Source organism: Pseudomonas sp. 18-147 (assembly GCF_051048045.1).
GTDB classification, from domain to species: Bacteria; Pseudomonadota; Gammaproteobacteria; order Pseudomonadales; family Pseudomonadaceae; genus Pseudomonas; species Pseudomonas aeruginosa.
Window position 1 is genome coordinate 3,371,250 of sequence record NZ_CP182296.1, and the last position, 22,013, is coordinate 3,393,262.

Sequence of the window (22,013 nt, forward strand, 5' to 3'; positions counted from 1 at the left end):
ACGGACATCCCTGGACACACCGGAACAAGGGATGCCCCGACCATGCACCGATCGCTCCACACCGACGCGCCGCTGGGCGCCGCCCTGCTGCTGGCCCTGCAGCTCGCTCCCGGCAGCGCCGCCGCGGCGGAGGAACAGGCGCCTGTCGACCCGCCCACGGTCCAGTTGCAACGAATCGAGGTGACCGGCAGCGCGATCCGCCGGGTCGATGCGGAAACCGCGGTGCCGATCAGCGTCCTGCGCGCCGAGGAGCTGCGCCAACAGGGCGTGACCAGCACCGAGGAACTGATCGGCCGGCTTTCCGGCAACCAGGGCGTATACAACTCCAGTCGCTCGGTCGGCAGCGCCACCGGCGGCGCCTCGTTCGCCGACCTGCGCGGAATCGGCGCGAACAAGACCCTGGTGCTGCTCAACGGCCGGCGCCTGGCGAACAATGCCATCGACGGCTCCGCGGTGGATCTCAACACCATTCCCTTCGCCGCCATCGACCGGGTCGAGGTGCTGCGCGACGGCGCCTCCGCGCTGTACGGCACCGATGCCATCGGCGGGGTGATCAACTTCATCACCCGCAAGAGCCTGAACGAAGGCCGCTTCGACAGCGGCTACGCCTCCCCCACCCACGACGGCGGCGGCAACCAGCGCAACGTCAGCGCTAGCTGGGGCTTCGGCGAGCTGGAGGAGGATCGCTTCAATGTCTTCGCGGTGGCCAACTACGACAAGCAGGAGCGCCTCGGCGCCAAGGACCGTGGCTACACCTACAACTACCAGCCGGGACGCGGCCTCGACTACAGTTCCGGAACCGCCTTCCCCGGCAACTGGAGCCAGGGCGCCAACGCCAGCAATCCGCTGGCCGCCGGCGGTTGCAAGGGCGCCGACCTGATTCCGCGCAACGGCATCTGCCGGCAGAGCCTGTGGCGCTACCTCGACCTGGTGCCGGAAACCGAGAAGACCTCGGTGTTCAGCCGCGCCACCGGCAAGCTGGCCGACGAGCACAACGTCAGCCTGGAGTATTTCTGGTCGCGCAACGACAACGCTACCCAGGTCGGCCCAGGGACCCTCACCGGCCTGCAGATCGATCCCGGCACCGCCTTCTATCCCGGCAACGGCATCACTCCCGGACCCGGCGGCTTCGTCCTCGACCCGAGCCGGCCGGTGGAGGTCAACTGGCGACAGAGCGTGCTCGGGCCGCGCCTGCAATCCTCGCAGAACACCGGCCAGCGCCTGCTGCTCGGCTTCGACGGCCAGTTCGCCGGCTGGGACTACGATATCGGCGCCTCGTACAACCAGAACAAGGTGGTCGACCATATCCACAGCGGCTACGTCGATGATCGCGCCGCCGCCCTCGGCATCGCCAACGGGACGCTGAACCCGTTCGGGCCGCAGACCGACGCCGGCCTCGCCTACCTCGGCAGCCACGCCCTGAGCGGCGACTTCCGTACCTCGGTCGGCCGCGTCAAGGGCCTGGATGCCCGCGCCAGCCGGGAGATCGGCGACTGGTTCGGCGCCGGGCCGGCGGCCCTGGCGCTGGGCGGCGAGTTCCGCAAGGAAGCGTTCCACCAGGACATCCAGGACTTCGCCGGCAACGTGCAGAGCCTCGGCGTCGATCCCGCCGCCACGGTCAGCGGCGAGCGCAACCTGAAGGCGCAGTACGCCGAACTCAACGTGCCGGTGCTGGACAGCCTGGAACTCAGCGCGGCGATCCGCCACGACAAGTACAGCGACTTCGGCAGCACCAGCAACCCGAAATATTCGTTCCGCTTCCAGCCGTTCCGCCAGTTGGTCCTGCGCGGCGCCTACAGCGAAGGTTTCCGTGCGCCGTCGCTGTACGAACTGTACAACCCGACCTTCACCACCTATACCAGCGCCAACTACGACGACCCGCGCCTGTGCGCTGGCGGCCAGCCGAGCCAGGGCGGCATCGCCAACCGCGACTGCGCCCAGCAGTTCTACAACGCCACCGGCGGCAATACCGACCTGCGACCGGAAACCGCGCGCAACGTTACCCTGGGCCTGGTCTACCAGCCGCTGCGCGACCTTTCCGTCGGCCTGGACTTCTGGTGGATCAGGATCGCCAACCAGATCGCCGAGTTTCCCGAAGCGGCGATCTTCGCCGACCCGCAGGCCTACGCCGGACGCATCGTGCGCAAGGCCGACGGCTCGATCGATCACGTCGTCACCGGACTGGCCAACCTCGGCAAGGTAAAGACCAGCGGCGTCGACCTGAGCCTCGATTATCGTTTTCCGGCCAGCCGCTACGGGCAGTTCGGGCTCGACCTGCAAGGCACCTACGTGTCCCGCTACGACTTCCAGCAGCAGATCGGCGGCCAGTACCTGGACAACGTCGGCGACTTCCAGGGCGTCGGCGTGATCGCCCGCTGGAAGCACGTCGCCAACGCCACCTGGAGCCGCGACGCCTGGCAGGCCACCCTGAGCAACCGCTACACCAGCGGCTACAACGACTACGACCGCGCCAGCCACGGCAAGGTCGGCTCGTGGAACCTCTGGAACCTGGCCGGCAGCTACCGCCTCAGCCACGCGCTGGGGCTAACCCTCGGGGTGAAGAACCTGTTCGACCGCGAACCGCCGTTCAGCAACCAGACCTACACCTTCCAGAGCGGCTACGACCCGCGCTACACCGATCCCTACGGGCGCATCCTGTTCGGCCGCCTCAGCTACAGCTTCTGATGCCGGCGCGGGCGCCCGGCCGGTATGGCCGGCAAGCCCGTCGACGGCTGTCCAGCTACCAGATCCGGTAGCCCTGCCAGATTTCGCAGGCGACCAGATCTGGCAGGTTGTTGGGCTCCCGGTGCCATGCAACCTATTACGCCTCTCGCCCCCCACCCGTTCGCGCAAGAGGACACCGCATGATCATTCTCGGGATCACCAACAACGACCTGGCCGGCGCCTGCCTGGTGCGCGACGGCGGGATCGTCGCCGCCGCCAGCGAGGAGCGCTTCACCCGCCAGAAGGACCACAAGGCCTGGCCGAGCCGCTCCATCGACTATGTGCTCGGCGAGGCCGGCATCGACCTGGCCGACATCGACCGCATCGCCTACGGCTGGAACGCCGGGTTCGACGCCGGGCGGCACCTCGACCTCTACCTGGACCGGGTCCTCGAGGAAGCCCGCGAGCGTCCCGAGGGCCTGCCGCACCTGCGCAAGCGGATCGCCGACGAAATGGCCAACGACAAGGCCAAGCGCGGCGAATTCGATGCCTTCGTCCGCGCCAACGGCCTGCGCGGCAAGGTCGAGTACATCGACCATCACGAATGCCACGCCCTCGGCGCGTTCGTCTGCTCGCCGTTCGACGAGGCGCTGACCCTCACCTGCGACGGCCGCGGCGACTTCCAGTCGCTCACCGTCACCCACTACCGCGCCGACGGCGGCGAGGCGGTCCTGCAACGCGAGACCAGCGTCGACAGCCTGGGCTACTTCTACGGGCGCATCACCCGCCTGCTCGGCTTCAAGCCGAACCGCCACGAAGGCAAGATCACCGGCCTGGCGGCGTTCGGCGACGCGGAAAAGCTGCTGCCGCTGATGAACGACATGATCCGCCTGGAGAACGGCCGCCTGCGCGCCCGCTGCGGCGAACTGTACCTGCCCTCCTACGACGGCTACAGCGATCCGCTGCTGCAACGCTGCGCGGCGGAACGCCCGGCGGATGTCGCCGCCGCCGCGCAACGGCACTCCGAAGACCTGCTGGTGGCCATCGCCCGGGAGCACGTGGCGCGCACCGGCTGCGCCAACCTGTGCCTGGCCGGCGGGGTGTTCGGCAACGTCAAGCTGAACCAGCGCCTGCGCGAGATCCCCGGGGTCCGCGATGTCTACGTGCTGCCCTGCATGGGCGACGGCGGCCTGGCCCTGGCCGCGGCGGTGGCGGTGGCCTATCGCGAGAACGGTACGCGCTTCCCGGCGCCGAGCATGGCCCTCGGGCCGGACGCGCGCAGCGCCGCGCAGAATGCCGAGCTGATCGCCAGCCAGTACCCGCAGCTGGCCTACAGCCGGCCGGCCAACCTGATCGAGACGCTGGTCGAAGCGCTGCGGGAAAACCAGGTGCTGGGCATGTTCAAGGGCCGCATGGAGTTCGGCCCGCGCGCCTTGTGCAACCGCAGCATCGTCTACCATCCCGGCGATGCCAGCGCCAACGACTGGCTCAATCAGCGCATGGAACGCACCGAGTTCATGCCATTCGCCCCGGTCACCGCGGTAGAACACGCCGAGGCTTGCTACGTTGGCTGGCGTGAAGACCAGGTGGCGGCCGACTACATGACCATGACCTACGACTGCCATGCGGATTTCCGCGCACGCTGCCCGGCGGTGGTGCATGTCGACGGCACCGCCCGGCCGCAGATCATCCGGCCGCAGGCCGATCCGTTCATGCACGCCCTGCTGCATGCCTGGCATGCCCGCAGCGGCCAGCCGGCGCTGATCAACACCTCCTTCAACCGCCACGAGGAACCGATCGTCTGCGCCCCGCAGGACGCCCTCGGCGCGCTGGAGGACGGCATGGTCGACCTGGTGGTGCTGGGCGAGTCCCTGCTGGTCTGGCGCAAGGGCGAGAACGCCTTCGCCAGGGCGCGCTTCGAGTGAGGCGCAAACCGCAGCGAACCGGCACGGCGACGCGGGAACCGGCATGTACCTGATCTTTTCCGGCTACTTCGCCGCCGAGGGGCTGATCTATCCGTTCTGGCCGACCTGGCTGGCCAGCCTGGGCTTCGGCGCCAGCCAGATCGGCCTGTTGATCGCCGCGGCCTACTGGCCGCAGGTGATCGCCGGGGTGGCGCTGACCTACGTGGCCGACTGGCGCATCGACCAGTTGCGCCTGGCGACCCTGCTGGCGGCCCTGGCCGGCGCCTGCGCCCTGCTGTTCCAGCTGGCCGAGGGCCTGCCCCTGTTCATCGCCCTGAGCGTGCTCTACGGCGCATTCTGGACCAGCGTGCTGCCGCTCACCGAATCCTACCTGCTCAAGCGCGACAAGGCCGCCCTGCAGAACTACGGGCGGGTACGCGCAGTCGGTTCGCTGGCCTTCATCCTCACCGCGACCCTGGGCGGCCTGCTGCTCGGTCGGTTCGGCCAGCAACTGGTGCCCGCCCTGGTCGGCCTGACGATGCTGCTCACCGCGCTGGCCTGCCTGTTCCTCCGTCGCCGCAGCCTGCGCCGTCCGGACTCGCCGCTGCCGGGCGCCAGGCGCCGTCCCGACCTGCGCGGGATCCTCCGGCAACGCCCCCTGCTGCTGGCCATCGCCGCGGCGGGAATGATCCAACTGAGCCACTCGCTGTACTTCACCACCGCCTCGCTGGGCTGGCAGACGCTGGGCTACTCGTCGTTCTCGGTCGGCGCCTTCTGGGGCCTGGCGGTAATCGCCGAGATCAGCTTCTTCGCCGTCTCCAACCGCATCCTGGACCGCCACCCGGCGCTCCAGGTGATGCTCTTCTCCAGCCTTTGCGCGGCGCTGCGCTGGGGCCTGCTGGCCGGCAGCGAACACCTCGCCGCGATCCTCCTCGGCCAGTGCCTGCACGCCCTCAGCTTCGCCGCCTACCACGCCGCGGTGATGCGTTACATCCGCGACCACGCGCCGGAAAGCGCGCGGGTACTGACCCAGGGGATCTACTACTCTCTGGCGGTAGCGCTGCCCATGGGCCTCGCCAGTCCGGCCGCCGGCTGGCTGTACGAAGGCCTGCCGCAGTGGTCCTATCTGATCATGGCGCTGTTCGCCCTCGGCGGCGCGGTCCTGGTCTGGCTTGCCCTACAGAGTGCCCGAGATGCATCGACTAGCGTTTTCAGCCGTTCTGTTTGACATGGACGGCGTCCTGATCAGCTCCCGCGAAGCCATCGCCGCGGCCTGGAGCCGGGTCGCCGGCGAACAGGGCGTGGCGCTCGGCCCGGACTGCCTGCGCGACCACGTGCACGGTCGCCCGGGCGGCTACACCCTGGACTATCTGTTCGGCCACCTGCCGATGGAGCGCCGGCGGATCCTCAAGCAACGGGTCGATGCGCTGGAGGAAGGCGCCGACTGTCCCCTGCTGCCCGGCGTCGCCGCGGTGATCCGCCAGCTGCGTTGGCTGGACGTGCCCTTGGCGCTGGTCACCAGCAGTTGGCCGGCACGCATCGACCACGTGCTGCGCCAGCACGACCTGCAGGCGGCGTTCCGCACCCTGGTCAGCCGCGACGACGTGGTCCACGGCAAGCCGGCTCCGGATGGCTATCGCCTGGCCGCGGCCAGGCTCGGCGTGGCACCGTCGCGCTGCCTGGTGTTCGAAGACTCCCTCAGCGGCGTGCAGGCCGCCTGTGCCGCCGGCGCGACCTGCGTGGCGATCGGCGAGGAGAGCGGCCTGCTCGCCGCCGGCGCGCGCTGGTCGGTCCGGGATTTCCGCGAGCTACGGATCGTCCGCGAAGACGACCGGCTGTACTGCCAGCATCGGCACCCCGCCACGACCGGCAGCGAGAGGAGCGTTGGCGTCCCATGAGCCCGACCCTGCAAGATGCCCGGCTGCTCTGGGACTTCCTCGGCCAGGGCCGCTGCCATGTGCCCTGCGAACTGCTGGTGGTATGCGGCTCCTACGACCTGCGAGTCTGCGACCACGCCTGCGAACTGCTCGAACGCGGCCTCGCCGAACGCCTGCTGTTCACCGGCAACACCGGGCACTGGACGCGCCATCTCTGGGTCGAGCCGGAAGCCGAGCTGTTCGCCCGCCATGCCAGGGCACGCGGGGTAAGCGACAGCCTCATCGTGATCGAGCCGCGGGCGACCAACTTCGCCGAGAACATCGCCTTCGCCCGCGAGCTGTTCCCCGACCTGCGCCGCGCGACCTTCGTCACCAAGCCCAACTCGATCCGCCGCGTGGCGCTGACCCTGCCGGTCCGCTGGCCGGGTCTGGAGGGACACGTGGATGCGCCCGACTACGCATTTCCCGACGGCATCTCGAACCTGGTCGGCGTACTCGGGGTGATCGACGAGATGGTCGGCGACCTTGACCGCATCATGCGTTACCCGGCGCTGGGCTTCCAGGTCGCCTGCCCGATCCCGGCGCAGGTCATGGACGCCTGGGAACGCCTGGTGGCGCGCGGTTTCGACCGCCACCTGGTGAACCCGCCGCGCTGAGCTGACAGCACTGTAATCTTCCCCACAGCTTGCCGACAGGCGCGCGCCGCTAGGGTGTCCGCATCGCCGCACCGCCCTGGCGGGGCCGCGACCTCCCGGCTGCGCAGGCTCGCGCAGTCCGTCCTGCCACCTGCGTGGAAACCAGCGGATGCACAGAACTTCGCGACGCACCTTCGTCAAAGGCCTCGCCGCCACCGGTCTGCTCGGCGGACTGGGTCTCTGGCGCGCCCCGGCCTGGGCCCTGGCCGGGCCGGGCCAGCAGAACCTGCTCGCCGGCGACAGTTTCGACCTGTTCATCGGCGAGACCCCGGTGAACCTCAGCGGCTCGCCGGCCACCGCCATGACCATCAACGGTTCGCTGCCCGGCCCGACCCTGCGCTGGCGCGAAGGCGACAACGTGACCCTGCGGGTGCGCAACCGCCTCGCCGAGGACACCTCGATCCACTGGCACGGCATCATCCTGCCGGCCAACATGGATGGCGTGCCGGGCCTCAGCTTCGAGGGCATCGCTCCCGGCGGTCTCTACGAATACCGCTTCAAGGTCCGGCAGAACGGCACCTACTGGTACCACAGCCACTCGGGGCTACAGGAGCAGGCCGGGGTCTACGGCGCCCTGGTGATCGACGCCCGCGAGCCGGAACCGTTCAGCTACGACCGCGACTACGTGGTGCTGCTCAGCGACTGGTCGGACGAGAAGCCGCAGCGCATCCTCGCCAAGCTGAAGAAGCAGTCCGACTACTACAACTTCCACAAGCGCACCGTCGGCGACTTCATCGACGACGTCAGCGCCAACGGCTGGGCCGCGACCCTGGCCGACCGCAAGATGTGGGCCGAGATGAAGATGAGTCCCACCGATCTCGCCGACGTCAGCGGCTACACCTATACCTACCTGCTCAACGGACAGCCGCCGGACGGCAACTGGACCGGCCTGTTCCGCCCCGGCGAAAAGCTCCGCCTACGCTTCGTCAACGCCTCGGCGATGAGCTATTTCGACGTCCGCATTCCCGGCCTGAAGATGACCGTGGTGGCCGCCGACGGACAGCACGTCGAGCCGGTCAGCGTCGACGAGTTGCGCATCGCCGTGGCCGAGACCTACGACGTGATCGTCGAACCGGGCGGCGAGCGCGCCTATACCCTCTTCGCCCAGTCCATGGACCGCAGCGGCTACGCCCGCGGCACCCTGGCGCTGGCCGAAGGGCTTAGCGCGCCGGTGCCGACGCCCGATCCGCGCCCGCTGATCGGCATGGACGACATGGGCATGGGCGGCATGGACCACGGCGCCATGGGGCATGGCGCGGCGACGAGGCCCGCCAGCGAGATGGACCATTCGAAGATGTCGGGCATGGACATGAACGGCATGGACCACTCCAAGATGGCCGGCATGGACCACTCCAGGATGGGCATGGGCGCCATGCCGATGCAGTCCCATCCGGCTTCGGAGGACGGCAACCCGCTGGTCGACATGCAGACCATGACGCCGACACCGAAGCTCGCCGACCCCGGCCTCGGCCTGCGCGACAACGGGCGGCGGGTGCTGACCTACGCCGACCTGCGCAGCCGCTTCGCCGACCCGGACGGCCGCGAGCCGGGGCGCACCATCGAGCTGCACCTGACCGGACACATGGAGAAGTTCGCCTGGTCCTTCGACGGCATCAAGTTCTCCGACGCCGAGCCGCTGCGCCTGACCTACGGCGAGCGCCTGCGGATCGTCCTGGTCAACGACACCATGATGACCCACCCGATCCACCTGCACGGCATGTGGAGCGACCTGGAGGACGAGCAAGGCAATTTCCTGGTGCGCAAGCACACCATCGACATGCCGCCGGGCACCCGCCGCAGCTACCGGGTCACCGCCGACGCCCTGGGACGCTGGGCCTATCACTGCCACCTGCTGTTCCACATGGAGATGGGCATGTTCCGCGAAGTGCGGGTAGACGAAGGAGACAACGCATGAGCCGCCAGCCGAAACCCGCCCGCCTGGCCGCCGGTGCCCTCGCCCTGGGTCTGCTGCTGGGCCTGCCGAATCCCGTCGAGGCCGCGCGGGACAATGGCATGGACCACTCGGCCATGGACCACGGCGCGATGCCTGGCATGGACCACGGCCAGAGGACCTCCGCCCCGGCGAAACCCATGGACCACCAGGGGATGGGGCATGGCCGGATGCCGGGGATGGACCACGGCGCCGCATCGCCCGCCCCGGCACAGCCCATGGAGCACCAGGGAATGGACCATGGCCGGATGCCGGGGATGAGCCGCGCTGCGCGGCAACCTCCGGCGCAGGCCGCGCCCAGCCAGAGCCGTACGCCGATCCCGGTGCCGACCGAGGCCGACCGCCGTGCCGCCTTTCCGCCGCTGGAGGGGCACAAGGTGCACGACAGCGCGCTGAACAGCTTCTTCCTGCTCGACCAGTTGGAATACCAGGACGCCGACGACGGTAGCGCGCTGGCCTGGGACGCCAGCGGCTGGATCGGCGGCGACATCAACCGCCTGTGGCTGCGCAGCGAAGGCGAACGGCTCGACGGCAAGACCGAGGACGCCGAGGTCCAGGCGCTGTTCGGGCACGCCATCGGTCCCTGGTGGGACCTGGTCGCCGGCGTGCGCCAGGATTTCAAGCCCGGCTCGCCGCAGACCTGGGCGGCGTTCGGCGTGCAGGGCCTGGCGCTCTACGACTTCGAGGCGGAAGTCACCGCCTTCCTCGGCGAGAACGGCCAGAGCGCGCTGCGCCTGGAGGGCGAGTACGACATCCTGTTGACCAACCGGCTGATCCTCCAGCCCAGCGCCGAGGTCAACCTGTACGGCAGGAACGATCCCGCCCGCGGCATCGGTTCGGGCCTTGCCGATAGCGAGCTGGGCCTGCGCCTGCGCTACGAGATCCGTCGCGAGTTCGCGCCCTACATCGGGGTGACCTGGAACCGCTCCTACGGCAACAGCGCCGACCTGGCCCGCGCCGAGGGCGAGGACGACGACGAGGCGCGCTTCGTCGCCGGTATCCGCATGTGGTTCTGAACGCGATCGCGGCCAGCCGCTAGCGGTAGCCGTCGAGCAACGGCGAATCGTCGATGAGGTCGCAGCGTTCCAGCGCTGGCAGGTTGCACGGCCGGTAGTCGGGGCATTCGTCCAGCCGCCGCTGCACCGAACGGTGCAGCTTGACCCGGGTTTCCTGCCCGACCGGTTCCAGCGGCCGCGAGCGCGGCCGGCCACGCGACCAGCGCCAGGCGCGGTTGCCGCTGCGGCGGTCCCAGACCAGCAGCGGCAGCCACTCGGCCAGGCGCCAGGGCCGGGTCATCACCGGCAGGATCGGCGCGGTCGGGTCCGGGCCCTGCTTCGAACGTGCGCGCAACTGGTCGCGGCTGCGCGCCGGGTCGACATGCAGGCCGGCCTCCAGCGCCTCGCCGAGCATCCAGGTAAAGGCCACCAGAGCCAGCCGCGAGTCCTTCGGCGCATAGCCACCGCCGACATCGGAGTGCATGCCGGGGAACCACACCTGCAACACGTCGGACTTGAGGTCCTTCTCGCCGAACCAGAGGTTCTGCCGGAAGAAGCAGCGGCATTCGTCGATGGCCAGGGCCTGGCGGACCACGTCGACCATTTCGTTGTTCGAGGAATACGGCACGGTCAGCGGGTCGTAGACCCAGCCCACCGAGGTCACGGTGTCGAACAGGCCGAGGAAGTGCACCTTCACCTGCCGGCCGAAGACCTTGCGGAAGCGTCCCAGCAGGCCGAAGTCCGGTCCGCGGCGACGCGTGCCGGCCCGCTTGTCTTCGTCGCGGGGCGGCATGCGGGTGGTGAGCAGGGTCCAGGCGTAGTCGAAGAGGTGCGGCTGGTGCGCATCGATCAGGCCCACCGCGCGCAGCATCGCGGCCAGCACCCGCACCGCGTAGGCCCCGCGGGAAAAGCCGAAGAGGAATATCTGGTCGCCGGGCCGGTAGTGCTCGGCGAGGAAGCGATAGGCGCCCTCGACGTTGCGCTTGAGCCCCCAGCCGAAGGCCAGGCCGGCGATCCGCGAGGGAAACTTCTGCCACTCGAACAGGGTTTCCTTCAGGCCGAAGGTGCCGACGCCCTGGTCGTAGTAGGCCAGCACCCTGCGCGGATCGCGCGACAGCGAGCGGTACAGGCGCACCACGTTGGTCGGCTGGTCGCCGAAGCGGTTCGAGGTTCCGTCGATGCAGACCACCAACTGGCGCGGCGCGTCGTTGTCCTGGGCGCTGCCGGCAGGCGGCAAGGCGGAATCGGGGGAGAGATCGTCCATTGGGCTCACGCAGGCAAAGCCTGACTTCCGTCGGCGGTGGATGGGAATGGCGACGCATGATACCCAACCTGGATGATCCGCCAAGCGCACATTGCCGGGAAATGGCGGCAAAGACGAAAAGCCCCTGGAGCCGCAGGGCGAATAACCGCTTCGCGGTTATCCGCAGCCCCTGGCTTCGGCGAGGGCGGGTCGAGCCGGCCGCTCAGCCTGCCCTGGATACCCCGAGGAACGGCTGCCACGCCGGCGCGCCACTATCCGCCGCGGCCTTGAGGGCGGCCACCGCCGCGTCGACGTCGGCCTCGCGGGTGTAGCGACCGAGGCTCAGGCGCACGCTGCGGCCAGCGCTGGCGGCATCGTGGCCGAGGGCGAGAAGCACGTGGGACGGCGCCGGCCGCGCCGAGTTGCAGGCCGAGGTGCTGGACACCGCCAGGCTGGACTCCAGTGCCTGGGGGACAAAGGCCGGGTTGTCGAAGGTCAGGTTCAGGGTATGCGCGATGCGTGCGTCGGCGCTGCCGTTCAGGCGCCAGCCGTCGATCTGCGCCAGCCCCTCCAGCAGACGCCGCTGGAGTCCGGCGATGCGCCTGCCCTCCTCCTCGAAAAGCTCGCCGGCGAGGGCGAAGGCCTCGCCCATACCGACGATCTGGTGGGTCGCCAGGGTCCCGGAACGCAGGCCCTGCTCGTGTCCGCCGCCGTGGATCTGCGCCTTCAGCCGCCGCTCGGCGCGCGGCCCGACGTACAACGCGCCGATGCCCTTGGGCCCGTAGGTCTTGTGTGCGGAGAACGACATCAGGTCCACCGCCAGGCGGCCCAGGTCGATCGCCACCTTGCCGCTGGCCTGCGCCGCGTCGACGTGGAACAGCGCGCCGCGCTCGCGCACCCGTTCGCCGATGGCGGCGATGTCGGTCAGGGTGCCGAGTTCGTTGTTGACCCGCATCAGCGACACCAGACGGGTATCGGCGCGCCAGGCCGCCTCCACCTGTTCCGGCCGGATCAGGCCATCGGTGCCGGGCGCCAGCCAGGTCACGCTCCAGCCGTCATCGGCGAGTTGCTGCACGGTGTCCAGCACCGCCTTGTGCTCCAGGCGACTGGTGATCAGGTGGCCGGGTGCGTCCAGCGCCTGGGCCACGCCCTTGAGGGCCAGGTTGTTGGATTCGGTGGCGCCGGAAGTCCAGACGATCTGCCCGGCGCTGGCGCCGACCAGCGCGGCCACCTGCTCCCTGGCCCGCTCCACTGCCCGCCGCGCCTGGCGGCCGTAGGCATGGGAATTCGACGCGGGATTGCCAAAACACGCCTGGTAGCCGAGACACTCCACCATGGCCCGGATCACGCGCTCGTCCACGGGCGTGGTGGCGGCGTAATCGAAGTACAACGGTAACGAACTCATCGCATTCCCCCAATCGATCGGACGGACCCGGAAGCCGACATGGCTCCTTGTCCCTGACGGGCCCGCAGGCCGATCTTAAGAAAAGCGCCGGGGCGTCTGGAAAGAACCTTTCGGAACATCCTTAGAGTCAGCATGGTTTCCCGCCTCAGATTCCCAGCCCGGCCACCCGCAGGTGCTCTTCCAGGCGCAGCGCGGGTATCGCTCCGAGCAACTCGCGGGTATAGGGGTGGCGCGGCTGGCTGAACAGCGCAGCGGCGCTGCCCTGCTCCACCACCCGGCCGTCCTTGAGCACCAGGATGTCGTGGGCCAGGGCGCGTACCACGGCCAGGTCGTGGCTGATGAACAGGTAGCTCAGCCCGTGGCGACGCTGCAACCGACGCAGCAGCTCGACCACCTGGCACTGCACGCTGCGGTCGAGCGCCGAGGTCGGTTCGTCGAGCAGGATCAGCGCCGGCTTCAGCACCAGCGCGCGGGCGATGGCGATGCGCTGGCGCTGGCCGCCGGAAAACTCGTGGGGATAGCGTTCCAGGCAAGGCTCGTCGAGACCGACCTCGCGCAGTGCCTCCAGCACCCGCGCGCGGCGTTCGCCGGCATCGCCGATGCCATGGATACGCAGGCCTTCGCCGACGATCTGTTCCACGCTAAGGCGCGGGTTGAGGCTGCCGTAGGGGTCCTGGAACACCGCCTGGAACTGCCGGCGCAATGGCAACAGGCGCTTGCCGTGCAGCCGGTCGAGGCGCTCGCCCTGGAACAGGATCTGCCCTTCGGCCGGCAACAGGCGCAGCAGCGCCTGGCCGAGGGAGGACTTGCCCGAACCGCTTTCGCCGACGATCCCCAGGGTGCTGCCACGGCGCAGCCGCAGGCTGACCTCGTGCACCGCGCGCAGTCCCGCGCGCCGGCGCAGCCAGCCGCCGGGCGCGGGGTAGTCGAGGCTCAGCGCGCGCACCTCCAGGCAGGTCTCGCGGCACGCCACCGGCTCCGCCAGCCCACCCGGCTCGGCCTCGATCAGCAGGCGCGTGTAGGGATGCCGGGGCGAGCGGAACAGCGTCTCGCAGGCGTTCTCCTCGACGATCTGGCCATCGCGCATCACGCAGACCCGATCGGCGACCCGGCGCACCAGGTTGAGGTCGTGGCTGATCAGCAGGATCGCCATGCCCAGCCGTCGCTGCAAGCTTTGCAGCAGCTCCAGGAGGCGTTTCTGCACGGTGACGTCGAGAGCCGTGGTCGGTTCGTCGGCGATCAGCAGTTGCGGCTCGCAAGCCAGCGCCATGGCCAGCATCACTCGCTGTCGCTGGCCGCCGGAGAGCTGGTGCGGATAGGCCTCGAGCAGGCGTCGCGGCTGCTCGAGGCCGGCCAGTTCGAGCAGTTCCAGTACCCGCCCGCGCAGCGCGGCGCCACGCAGGCGGCGATGCAGGCGCAGGCCCTCGCCGACCTGGCGGCCGATGCGCTGCAATGGATTGAGCGAGGTCATCGGCTCCTGGAACACCATGCCGATGCGCTGCCCACGAATCGCCAGCAATGCCTGCGGCGACAGGGCGAGCAGTTCCTCGCCGTCCAGGCGCACGCTGCCGCCCAGGCGCGCCGCGCCCGGCAGCAGGCGCAGCAGGGCGTGGGCGGTCTGCGACTTGCCGGAGCCGGACTCGCCGACCAGGGCCAGGGTCTCGCCGGCGCGCAGGCTGAAGTCGATCCCCTTCACGACCTGCGTGTCGCCATAGGCGACGCTCAGGTTTTCCACTCGCAACAGTTCCCGGTTCATCTCATTTCCTCGGATCGAAGGCGTCGCGCACCGCTTCGCCGATGAACACCAGCAGGCTGAGCAAGGTCGCCAGGACCACGAACACGGTCAGCCCGAGCCAGGGCGCCTGGAGGTTGTCGCGGCCCTGCCCGACCAGTTCGCCAAGGCTCGGCGAGCCGGGCGGCAGGCCGAAACCGAGGAAGTCCAGGGCGGTCAGGGTGGTCACCGCGCCACAGAGCAGGAACGGCAGGAAGGTCAGGGTCGCGACCATGGCGTTGGGCAGGATGTGCCGGAACATCACCCCGGCGTCGCCGAGGCCGAGGGTTCGCGCCGCCTTGACGTACTCCAGGTGACGACCGCGCAGGAACTCGGCGCGAACCACGTCGACCAGGCTGGTCCAGGAGAACAGCAGCATGATCGCCAGCAGCCAGCCGACCCCGGGCTGCACCAGGCTGGCGAGGATGATCAGCAGGTAAAGCATCGGCAGACCCGACCAGACCTCGATGAAGCGCTGGCCGAACAGGTCGATCCAGCCGCCGTAGTAGCCCTGCACCGCGCCTGCGCAGATTCCCAGCAACGACGAGGCCAGGGTCAGGCCGAGGGCGAAGAGAATCGACAGGCGCAGGCCGTAGATCACCCGCGCGAGCACATCGCGGCCCTGGTCGTCGGTACCCAGCCAGTTCTCCGCCGAGGGCGGCGCCGGCGCCGGGCGCGCGTAGTTGATGCTGCGCGCGTCGAAGCGGATCGGCGGCCACAGCGCCCAGCCGTCGCGGGCGATGCGTTCGCTCATGAAGCGACCGCGGTAGTCCGGCGGGAACGGCAGCTCGCCGCCGAAGGCGGTTTCCGGATAGTCCCGCAGCACCGGCAGGAACCACTGGCCACGGTATTCCAGCAGCAGCGGGCGGTCGTTGGCGATCAGCTCGGCGAACAGGCAGGTGACGAACAGCGCGAGGAACAGCCGTAGCGCCAGGCGCCCGCGGCGGTTGGCGCGGAACGCGGCGAGGCGGCGGCGGTGCAGCGGGGAAAGGACGATGGCCATCTCACTGTTTCCTCGCGGCGAAGTCGATGCGCGGGTCGACCAGGCTGTAGGCCAGGTCGCCGGCCAGCTTCACCAGCAACCCGAGCAGGGTGAAGATGAACAGGCTGCCGAACACCACCGGGTAGTCGCGGCCGAGCGCCGCTTCGTAGCCCATCAGGCCGAGGCCGTCGAGGGAGAACAGCACCTCGATCAGCAGCGACCCGGTGAAGAACACCGAGACCAGCGCCGCCGGCAGCCCGGCCACCACCAGCAACATGGCGTTGCGGAACACATGGCCGTAGAGCACCCGGCGCTCGCTGAGCCCTTTGGCGCGAGCGGTGGCGACGTACTGCCTGGATATCTCGTCGAGGAAGCTGTTCTTGGTCAGCAGGGTCAGGCTGGCGAAACCGCCGACCACCAGCGAACCCACCGGCAGCGCCAGGTGCCAGAGGTAATCGGCGAAGCGCGCCAGCGGGCCGAGGCGCTCGGCGCCCTCGGAAGCCAGGCCGCGCAGGGGGAACCAGTCCAGGTAGCTGCCGCCGGCGAACAGCACGATCAGGACGATGGCGAAGAGGAAGCCGGGCACCGCATAGCCGATCACCACCAGCGCGCTGCTCCACAGGTCGAAGGCGCTGCCGTGGCGCACCGCCTTGGCCACCCCCAGGGGAATCGACACCAGGTAGGTGATCAGTGTCGCCCACAAGCCCAGGGACAGCGAGACCGGCAGCTTCTCGGCGATCAGGTCGATGACCCGCGCGTCGCGGTAGAAGCTCTCGCCGAAATCCAGCCGGGCGTAGCTCGACAGCATCAGCCAGAGCCGTTGCAGCGGCGGCTTGTCGAAGCCGTACTGGCGCTCCAGGGCGGCCACCAGCTGCGGATCGATGCCGGTCTCGCCGTGGCGCTGCGGTTCCAGAGCGCCATGCCCACCCTCCCCGCCACGCCCCAGCGGGCCGCCGCCGTCGACGCCCTGCAGGCGCGCGATGGCCTGATCCACCGGCCCGCCGGGTGCGGCCTGGACGATGGCGAAGTTGATCAGCAGGATGCCCAGCAGGGTCGGCAGGATCAGCGCCAGGCGGCGCAACAGGTAGCCGCCCATGTCACTGCGCCTCCCGGCTCGGCGCGGCCCGCTCGCGGACTTCCCACCAGGTGTTCAGCCCCAGGCTGTAGCGCGGCGCCTGCGGCGGTCGGCCGAAGCGATTCCAGCTGGCGATCCAGACCTCGTCGGAATACCAGGTCGGGATCAGGTAGTAGCCCCATTGCAGCACCCGGTCGAGGGCGCGCACGGCGGTTTCCAGGGCGGCCCGCGAGTCGGCCTCGACCACCGCCTGGACCAGCCGGTCGATGGCCGGGTCCTTCAGGCCGATGCGGTTGTAGCCGCCGGGATCGGCGTAGCTGGAGGAATGCCAGAAGCTGTACTGCTCGTTGCCCGGCGAATTGGACTGGGAGAAGCTCGAAACGATCATGTCGTAGTCCCGCGCACGTATGCGCTCGATGTATTGCGAAGCGTCCACCTGGCGCAGGCGCATATCGATGCCGATCCGCGCCAGGTTGCGCTGGAACGGCAGCAGCGCGCGCTCCAGGCTCTTGCCCTGGAGCAGGAGGTCGAAGCGCAGCGGCCGTCCGGCGGTATCCAGCAGGCGCCCGTCGACGGCATGCCAGCCGGCCTCGCCGAGCAGGCGGTAGGCCTGCACCAGGCGCTCGTGGATATCGCCGCTGCCGTCGTTCACCGGCGGAGCGTAGGCCTGGCCGAAGACCTCCTCGGGGATCTGCCCGCGCAGCGGCTCCAGCAAGGCCAGTTCGTCGGCGCCGGGCAGGCCGCGAGCGGCCATCTCCGAGTTGTCGAAATAGCTGCGCAGGCGCTTGTAGCGACCGCCGAAGAGCTGCCGGTTGGTCCATTCGAAGTCGAACAACAGGCTCAGCGCCTGGCGTACCCGGCGGTCCTCGAACAGCGGCCGGCGCAGGTTGAACACCAGGCCCTGGAGGCTGGCCGGGTACGGGTAGGGAAAGCTCTCCTGGCGCAACCGGCCATCGCGCAGGGCCGGCGAGTCGTAGCCGCTGCTCCAGGCCTTGACGCTGGTCTCGACATTGATGTCGGCCTGCCCGGCCTTGAACGCCTGCAAGGCCACGCCGCTGTCGCGGTAGTAGTCGAAACGGATCCGCTCGAAGTTGTACAGGCCACGCCCGACCGGCAGGTCGCGAGCCCACCAGTCGGGGTTGCGCCGGTAGCTCACCGAACGCCCCGCCTCGGCCTTCTCCAGCCGGTAAGGTCCGCTGCCCAGCGGCGGCTGCATGCTGCTGCGGTTGAAGTCGCGTCCCTGCCACCAATGCCTGGGCAGCACGTAGAGCTGGGCCAGCACCAGCGGCAGCTCGCGGTTGCCGGCATGACGGAAATCGAAGCGGATGCGCAGGCGATCCTCCACCACCGGCTCGCGGACCTCCTTGTAGTAGGCGCGCCAGAACGGGCTGCCCTGCTCGACCAGGCTATCGAAGGAAAACTTCACGTCCTCGGCGGTGACCGCCACGCCGTCGCTGAAGCGCGCCCGCGGATCGATATGGAAACGCACCCAGCTGTTGTCCGGGGCTTTCTCGATGTAGCGCGCCAGGTAGCCGTATTCGGTGAACGGCTCGTCCAGTGACTGGAAGCCGAGGGTTTCGTAGATCAGCGCGGCCTGGGTCATGCTGATCGGCGTGCCGCGGTTGGCGAAGGGGTTCAGCGTGTCGAAGCTGCCGCTTTCCATCCGCCGCAGGCTGCCGCCCTTGGGCGCCTGCGGGTCGACGAAGTCGAAGTGCTGGAAACCCGGCGGATATTTCGCCGGCTCGTCGTAGAGCGTGATGGCATGGCGCGGCTCGCTGCGGGCCAGGCTGGCGAGCAGGCAGCAGGCGAAGACCAGGATGCGTCCGGGCATGGCTCAACCACCGAAGTGATAGCTGAAGTCCAGCCACCATTGGCGGCCCATGGCGTCGTAGTTGCCGGTGGGATAGTACGGCCAGCCATCGGAGTCGTCCTCCTTGATCTGGTCGAGCAGGTTGTTCACCGTCAGGCCGACGCTGGCGCGTTCGTTGAGCCGGTAGCGGGCGCTGGCGTTGAACACCGTCCACGGGCTCAGGCGCCCGCTGCCAGCGGCGTTGGTAACGCTGCCGTAGCGCACCGCGAAGAGCGTCGAGGTGAACTGTGCGTAGTCCCAGGTCAGGCTGGCGTTGAGTTTGCTGCGCCAGTCGTGGGAGTCGAGGCTGTCGCGCTGGTTCTCGCTGGGGTAGTCGTCGGACTGCTTGTAGTCGTGGGACAACACCAGGGTGTAGCCGAGGGTCGAGGAGAAGGCGCCGTAGTCGCCGGCGCCCCAGCGGATGTTGCTGCGCAGGTCGATGCCGCTGGTGCGCTCCTTGGCCGCGTTGATGGCATTGACGTAGACCTTGTTCAGGCGATTCGGGTCGACGCTGGCGTCGCCGGCGTTGCGCTCGACCCGCGCCAGGGTGTCGCGGCACTGCGCCGAGTCCGGATCGAGCCCGCCGCTGCGGCAGGCCGCCTCGTCGCGCAGCAGTTTGTCCGGATCGAGGGTGGTCAGCAGGTCATCGATCTGGATGTGGTAGTAGTCGGCGGAAAAGTCGAACCTGCTCGACGGCGACCAGACGAAGCCGTAGCTCCAGTAGCGCCCGCGCTCGGACTTCAGGTCGGGCGTGCCGCTCTGCACGTAGTCGACCCGGCCGTTCTTGCAGGCGCCGTCGACGCCTTTCTCGCAACCGTAGTAGTCCTTCTGCGCCGGGTAGTAGCCGTTGGCGTCGGCCTGGTAGATGTAGTTCAGGTCCGGCGCGCGGAAGCTGGTGCCGTAGCTGCCGCGTAGCAGCAGGCTGGTCAGCGGGCGCCACTCCAGCCCCAGGTTGTAGGTGGTCTGCTCCTCGGTGCGACCGCTGAACCTGTACTGGTCCCAGCGGCCGGCGGCGGACGCCAGCAGCGTGTCGTGCAGCGGGATGCTGAATTCGCCGCCGGCGGCGTAACGGTCGCGCGAGCCGCCGGAGCTGCTGGCCTTGGAGACGTTGTAGAGAGAGCCGTCGTTGTATTGCGAGTCGGGACGGATCCTGTAGCCCTGCTTGCCCACCTCCAGCACGCCGGCGAAGGCCACCGGGCCGGCCGGCAGGTCGAACAGCTCGCCGTTGCCGGTGAAGCTGTAGGTCTGCGAGTAGGACTCGCTGTGCTGGGTCACGTTGCGCCGCAGGCTGCGCCACTCTTCCTCGCTCAGCGGACGTCCGAGGCGCGCCGGATCGGGATCGTAGACCGGGTAGCCGTCGCGTTCGCCGAGCTTGCGGCCCAGGTACAGGTCGAGGATCCCGGCCGCCGGGGTGTAGCGGGTAGTGCGGTCGCTGCGGTACTCGGAGCGGGTCGCGGCCAGTTCGTATTCCCAGGAAGTATTGGCGACGTGGTCGCTGTAGCCGAGGGTGCCGGTCCAGGACACCTCGCGCCACTTGCTGTTGTTGCTGCTCTTGCCGCCGATCTCCTCGGGCGAGAACAGCCGGTACCAGCGCTCCAGGTCGCCGCTGGAGGCATTGATGAAGTCCGGCGAGGTGAAGGACGGCCCGCGGGTATTGTTCTGCAGGTGGTCGAAGCCGAACAGCAGGTCGGCGAACAGCTTGCCGCTGTCGCTCAGGTGCCAGGTGCCGCCGGCGTAGCCGTCGTAGTTTTCCTTCTTGGTCTGTAGGGTCCAGTAGTTGTTGTAGTACTGGTCGGTCATGCAGCGATAGCCACCCCTGGCGCCCGGCACCGGCGCCACGTTGCCGCCGAACAGGCCGCCGAGGCCGGCGCAGGAGGCGTCGCCGAGGTAGCGTCCGCTCTGCGGGTTCAGCCGGTAGCCGACGTTGTTGCCGTCCGGGTAGCTGTCCATGAAACCGCGCTGGTTGGCCCAGACCGGCTGGCGCTGCTCGACCTGCAGGCCGAACAGGCCTTCGAAGTCGCCCGTCGCGCCGCCGCCGACCAGTTGCAGGCGCTGGTTGTCGCCGCCGCCGCGCTCGGTGGTGCCGGCGCGCAGGTTGACGTCGACGCCATCGAATTTCTTCTTCAGGACGATATTGACCACCCCGGCGATGGCATCCGAGCCGTAGATCGCCGAGGCGCCGCCGCTGAGGATCTCGATGCGGTCGATCATGACCGCCGGGATGTTCGCCAGGTTGGTGAAGTTCACCGAGCCGCCATAGGCGGTCGGGTAGTCGGCGACGCGCCGGCCGTTGATCAGCACCAGCGTGTGGTTGGGGCCGAGATCGCGCAGGTTGAGGGCGTTGGCCGCCGGTTGCCAGGTGTTGCCGTAGTCCTCGCCCTGGGTCATGCCGGTGTTCTGGGTCTGCGTCTGCAAGGCCTCGAAGACGTTGCGGTAGCCACGGTTCTGGATTTCCTCGCTGCTGATCACCGTGACCGGCGACGGCCCTTCCTGCTGGGCGCGGGGAATCCGCGAGCCGGTCACCACCACCCGCTCCAGGGTCTGCTCCGCTTTCGCCGCCAGCGGCTGCACCTTCGCCGCCGGTACGGCCGCGCGCAGCGGCGCGGCGGAAATCACCGCGCCGCGCTCGGAACGGCGGAACTGCAGGCCGCTACCGCGCAGGGCCTGTTCCAGGGCCTGGTCGACACTCAGCGGACCGCGCACCGCCGGCGCCTGCCGGCCGCGCACCAGCGACTGCTCGAAGGAGATCAGCAAGCCGCTCTGTCGCGAGATGCCCAGCAGCACCTGGTCCAGCGGGCCGGCGGCGACGTCGAAGGTGAGCGCCTTGGCGGCGGGCGCGGGCGTCTCCGCACGTGCCTCCGGCGGCGCGGCGTAGGCCGCCGCGAGCAGCGCGGCCAGGGCCAGGCTGGAAGGCAGGCGTGTGGATGGAGCATGGTGCGGCATCGTTCGGTTCCCCCCGAAAACATGGTTTCCAGGGGATGAGCGATGAGCGCGGGAGATTTGCAGGGCAGGCTTGGAACGCTTTGTTCTGAGCTTATAAGCGCGGGCGAATAAGCGTATCGGCGGATAACGCCTCCGGCGTTATTCGCCCTACCCGATAATCTTCCCCAGCTCCCCTACCGGCCTTGCCCCGCGTAGGGCGAATAGCCGCTTGCGGCTATCCGCCGGTTCAGGCAGGGCGTAGCGGCGGATAACGCCTCCGGCGTTATTCGCCCTACCCGACAATCTTCCCCAGCTCCCCTACCGGCCTTGCCCCGCGTAGGGCGAATAGCCGCTTGCGGCTATCCGCCGGTTCAGGCACGGCGTAGCGGCGGGTAACGCCTCCGGCGTTATTCGCCCTACCCGACAATCTTCCCCAGCTCCGCTACCGGCCTTGCCCCGTGTAGGGCGAATAGCCGCTTGCGGCTATCCGCCGGTTCAGGCAGCGCGTAGCGGCGAATAACGCCTCCGGCGTTATTCGCCCTACCCGACAATCATCCCCAGCTCCGCTACCGGCCTTGCCCCGCGTAAGGCGAATAGCCGCCTGCGGCTATCCGCCGGTTCAGGCACGGCGTATCGGCGGATAACGCCTCCGGCGTTATTCGCCCTACCCCAAAATCACC

14 protein-coding genes are annotated in these 22,013 nt (G+C 69.0%); 7 read left to right on the forward strand and 7 right to left on the reverse strand.

Annotated features, from left to right (window positions below):
* Positions 1–42: 42 nt before the first annotated feature.
* From ACM0M4_RS16035 to ACM0M4_RS16065, 7 genes are all read left to right on the forward strand, one after another.
* Complete coding sequence (locus ACM0M4_RS16035; protein WP_115288805.1) at positions 43–2,685, forward strand: TonB-dependent receptor; 2,643 nt, start codon at positions 43–45, stop codon at positions 2,683–2,685.
* Between the two features lie 179 nt (positions 2,686–2,864).
* Positions 2,865–4,589, forward strand: coding sequence for a carbamoyltransferase family protein (locus tag ACM0M4_RS16040; protein WP_003118530.1), 1,725 nt, complete (start codon positions 2,865–2,867; stop codon positions 4,587–4,589).
* Between the two features lie 43 nt (positions 4,590–4,632).
* Positions 4,633–5,796 carry an MFS transporter gene (locus ACM0M4_RS16045; protein ID WP_003114866.1) on the forward strand — a complete coding sequence of 388 codons (1,164 nt, stop codon included), beginning with the start codon at positions 4,633–4,635 and terminating at the stop codon, positions 5,794–5,796.
* Between the two features lies 1 nt (position 5,797).
* On the forward strand, positions 5,798–6,466 hold the full coding sequence (locus ACM0M4_RS16050) for an HAD family hydrolase (RefSeq protein ID WP_003103648.1): 669 nt from the start codon (positions 5,798–5,800) through the stop codon (positions 6,464–6,466).
* Positions 6,463–7,101, forward strand: coding sequence for a YdcF family protein (locus tag ACM0M4_RS16055; protein ID WP_003088740.1), 639 nt, complete (start codon positions 6,463–6,465; stop codon positions 7,099–7,101). The genes ACM0M4_RS16050 and ACM0M4_RS16055 overlap by 4 nt, the downstream gene beginning before the upstream one ends.
* 148 nt (positions 7,102–7,249) lie before the next feature.
* On the forward strand, positions 7,250–9,055 hold the full coding sequence (locus ACM0M4_RS16060) for a copper resistance system multicopper oxidase (RefSeq protein ID WP_023086305.1): 1,806 nt from the start codon (positions 7,250–7,252) through the stop codon (positions 9,053–9,055).
* Entirely contained in the window at positions 9,052–10,107 is a 1,056-nt protein-coding gene (locus ACM0M4_RS16065) for a copper resistance protein B (protein WP_003120248.1), read from the forward strand. Before ACM0M4_RS16060 ends, ACM0M4_RS16065 begins: the two co-directional genes overlap by 4 nt.
* Positions 10,108–10,126: 19 nt before the next feature.
* Here ACM0M4_RS16065 and ACM0M4_RS16070 read toward each other — a convergent pair whose 3' ends face one another.
* The 7 genes from ACM0M4_RS16070 to ACM0M4_RS16100 form a co-directional block, all read right to left on the reverse strand.
* Positions 10,127–11,350 (reverse strand): DUF2235 domain-containing protein, encoded by a 1,224-nt coding sequence (locus ACM0M4_RS16070; RefSeq protein ID WP_054376323.1) that lies wholly within the window; start codon positions 11,348–11,350, stop codon positions 10,127–10,129.
* A 202-nt stretch (positions 11,351–11,552) separates the two neighbouring features.
* Positions 11,553–12,734 carry an aminotransferase class V-fold PLP-dependent enzyme gene (locus ACM0M4_RS16075; RefSeq protein WP_003120247.1) on the reverse strand — a complete coding sequence of 394 codons (1,182 nt, stop codon included), beginning with the start codon at positions 12,732–12,734 and terminating at the stop codon, positions 11,553–11,555.
* A gap of 145 nt (positions 12,735–12,879) precedes the next feature.
* The gene (locus ACM0M4_RS16080; RefSeq protein ID WP_010792375.1) at positions 12,880–14,490 is read right to left on the reverse strand and encodes an ABC transporter ATP-binding protein; all 1,611 of its coding nucleotides are present in this window, start codon (positions 14,488–14,490) and stop codon (positions 12,880–12,882) included.
* Position 14,491: 1 nt separating this feature from the next.
* Entirely contained in the window at positions 14,492–15,508 is a 1,017-nt protein-coding gene (locus ACM0M4_RS16085) for an ABC transporter permease (protein WP_003160167.1), read from the reverse strand.
* A gap of 1 nt (position 15,509) precedes the next feature.
* Positions 15,510–16,583, reverse strand: coding sequence for a microcin C ABC transporter permease YejB (locus tag ACM0M4_RS16090; RefSeq protein WP_003103638.1), 1,074 nt, complete (start codon positions 16,581–16,583; stop codon positions 15,510–15,512).
* Between the two features lies 1 nt (position 16,584).
* Positions 16,585–18,393, reverse strand: coding sequence for an extracellular solute-binding protein (locus ACM0M4_RS16095; protein ID WP_003103635.1), 1,809 nt, complete (start codon positions 18,391–18,393; stop codon positions 16,585–16,587).
* Between the two features lie 3 nt (positions 18,394–18,396).
* The gene (locus tag ACM0M4_RS16100; RefSeq protein ID WP_009876340.1) at positions 18,397–21,354 is read right to left on the reverse strand and encodes a TonB-dependent receptor; all 2,958 of its coding nucleotides are present in this window, start codon (positions 21,352–21,354) and stop codon (positions 18,397–18,399) included.
* Between the last annotated feature and the right edge of the window lie 659 nt (positions 21,355–22,013).

What these genes read in the sequence shown, in the direction of transcription:
- ACM0M4_RS16035 (WP_115288805.1), top strand. Translation starts at nt 43, where the DNA reads ATGCACCGATCGCTCCACACCGACGCGCCGCTGGGCGCCGCCCTGCTG.
- ACM0M4_RS16040 (WP_003118530.1), top strand. Translation starts at nt 2,865, where the DNA reads ATGATCATTCTCGGGATCACCAACAACGACCTGGCCGGCGCCTGCCTG.
- ACM0M4_RS16045 (WP_003114866.1), top strand. Translation starts at nt 4,633, where the DNA reads ATGTACCTGATCTTTTCCGGCTACTTCGCCGCCGAGGGGCTGATCTAT.
- ACM0M4_RS16050 (WP_003103648.1), top strand. Translation starts at nt 5,798, where the DNA reads ATGGACGGCGTCCTGATCAGCTCCCGCGAAGCCATCGCCGCGGCCTGG.
- ACM0M4_RS16055 (WP_003088740.1), top strand. Translation starts at nt 6,463, where the DNA reads ATGAGCCCGACCCTGCAAGATGCCCGGCTGCTCTGGGACTTCCTCGGC.
- ACM0M4_RS16060 (WP_023086305.1), top strand. Translation starts at nt 7,250, where the DNA reads ATGCACAGAACTTCGCGACGCACCTTCGTCAAAGGCCTCGCCGCCACC.
- ACM0M4_RS16065 (WP_003120248.1), top strand. Translation starts at nt 9,052, where the DNA reads ATGAGCCGCCAGCCGAAACCCGCCCGCCTGGCCGCCGGTGCCCTCGCC.
- ACM0M4_RS16070 (WP_054376323.1), bottom strand. Translation starts at nt 11,350, where the DNA reads ATGGACGATCTCTCCCCCGATTCCGCCTTGCCGCCTGCCGGCAGCGCC.
- ACM0M4_RS16075 (WP_003120247.1), bottom strand. Translation starts at nt 12,734, where the DNA reads ATGAGTTCGTTACCGTTGTACTTCGATTACGCCGCCACCACGCCCGTG.
- ACM0M4_RS16080 (WP_010792375.1), bottom strand. Translation starts at nt 14,490, where the DNA reads ATGAACCGGGAACTGTTGCGAGTGGAAAACCTGAGCGTCGCCTATGGC.
- ACM0M4_RS16085 (WP_003160167.1), bottom strand. Translation starts at nt 15,508, where the DNA reads ATGGCCATCGTCCTTTCCCCGCTGCACCGCCGCCGCCTCGCCGCGTTC.
- ACM0M4_RS16090 (WP_003103638.1), bottom strand. Translation starts at nt 16,583, where the DNA reads ATGGGCGGCTACCTGTTGCGCCGCCTGGCGCTGATCCTGCCGACCCTG.
- ACM0M4_RS16095 (WP_003103635.1), bottom strand. Translation starts at nt 18,393, where the DNA reads ATGCCCGGACGCATCCTGGTCTTCGCCTGCTGCCTGCTCGCCAGCCTG.
- ACM0M4_RS16100 (WP_009876340.1), bottom strand. Translation starts at nt 21,354, where the DNA reads ATGCCGCACCATGCTCCATCCACACGCCTGCCTTCCAGCCTGGCCCTG.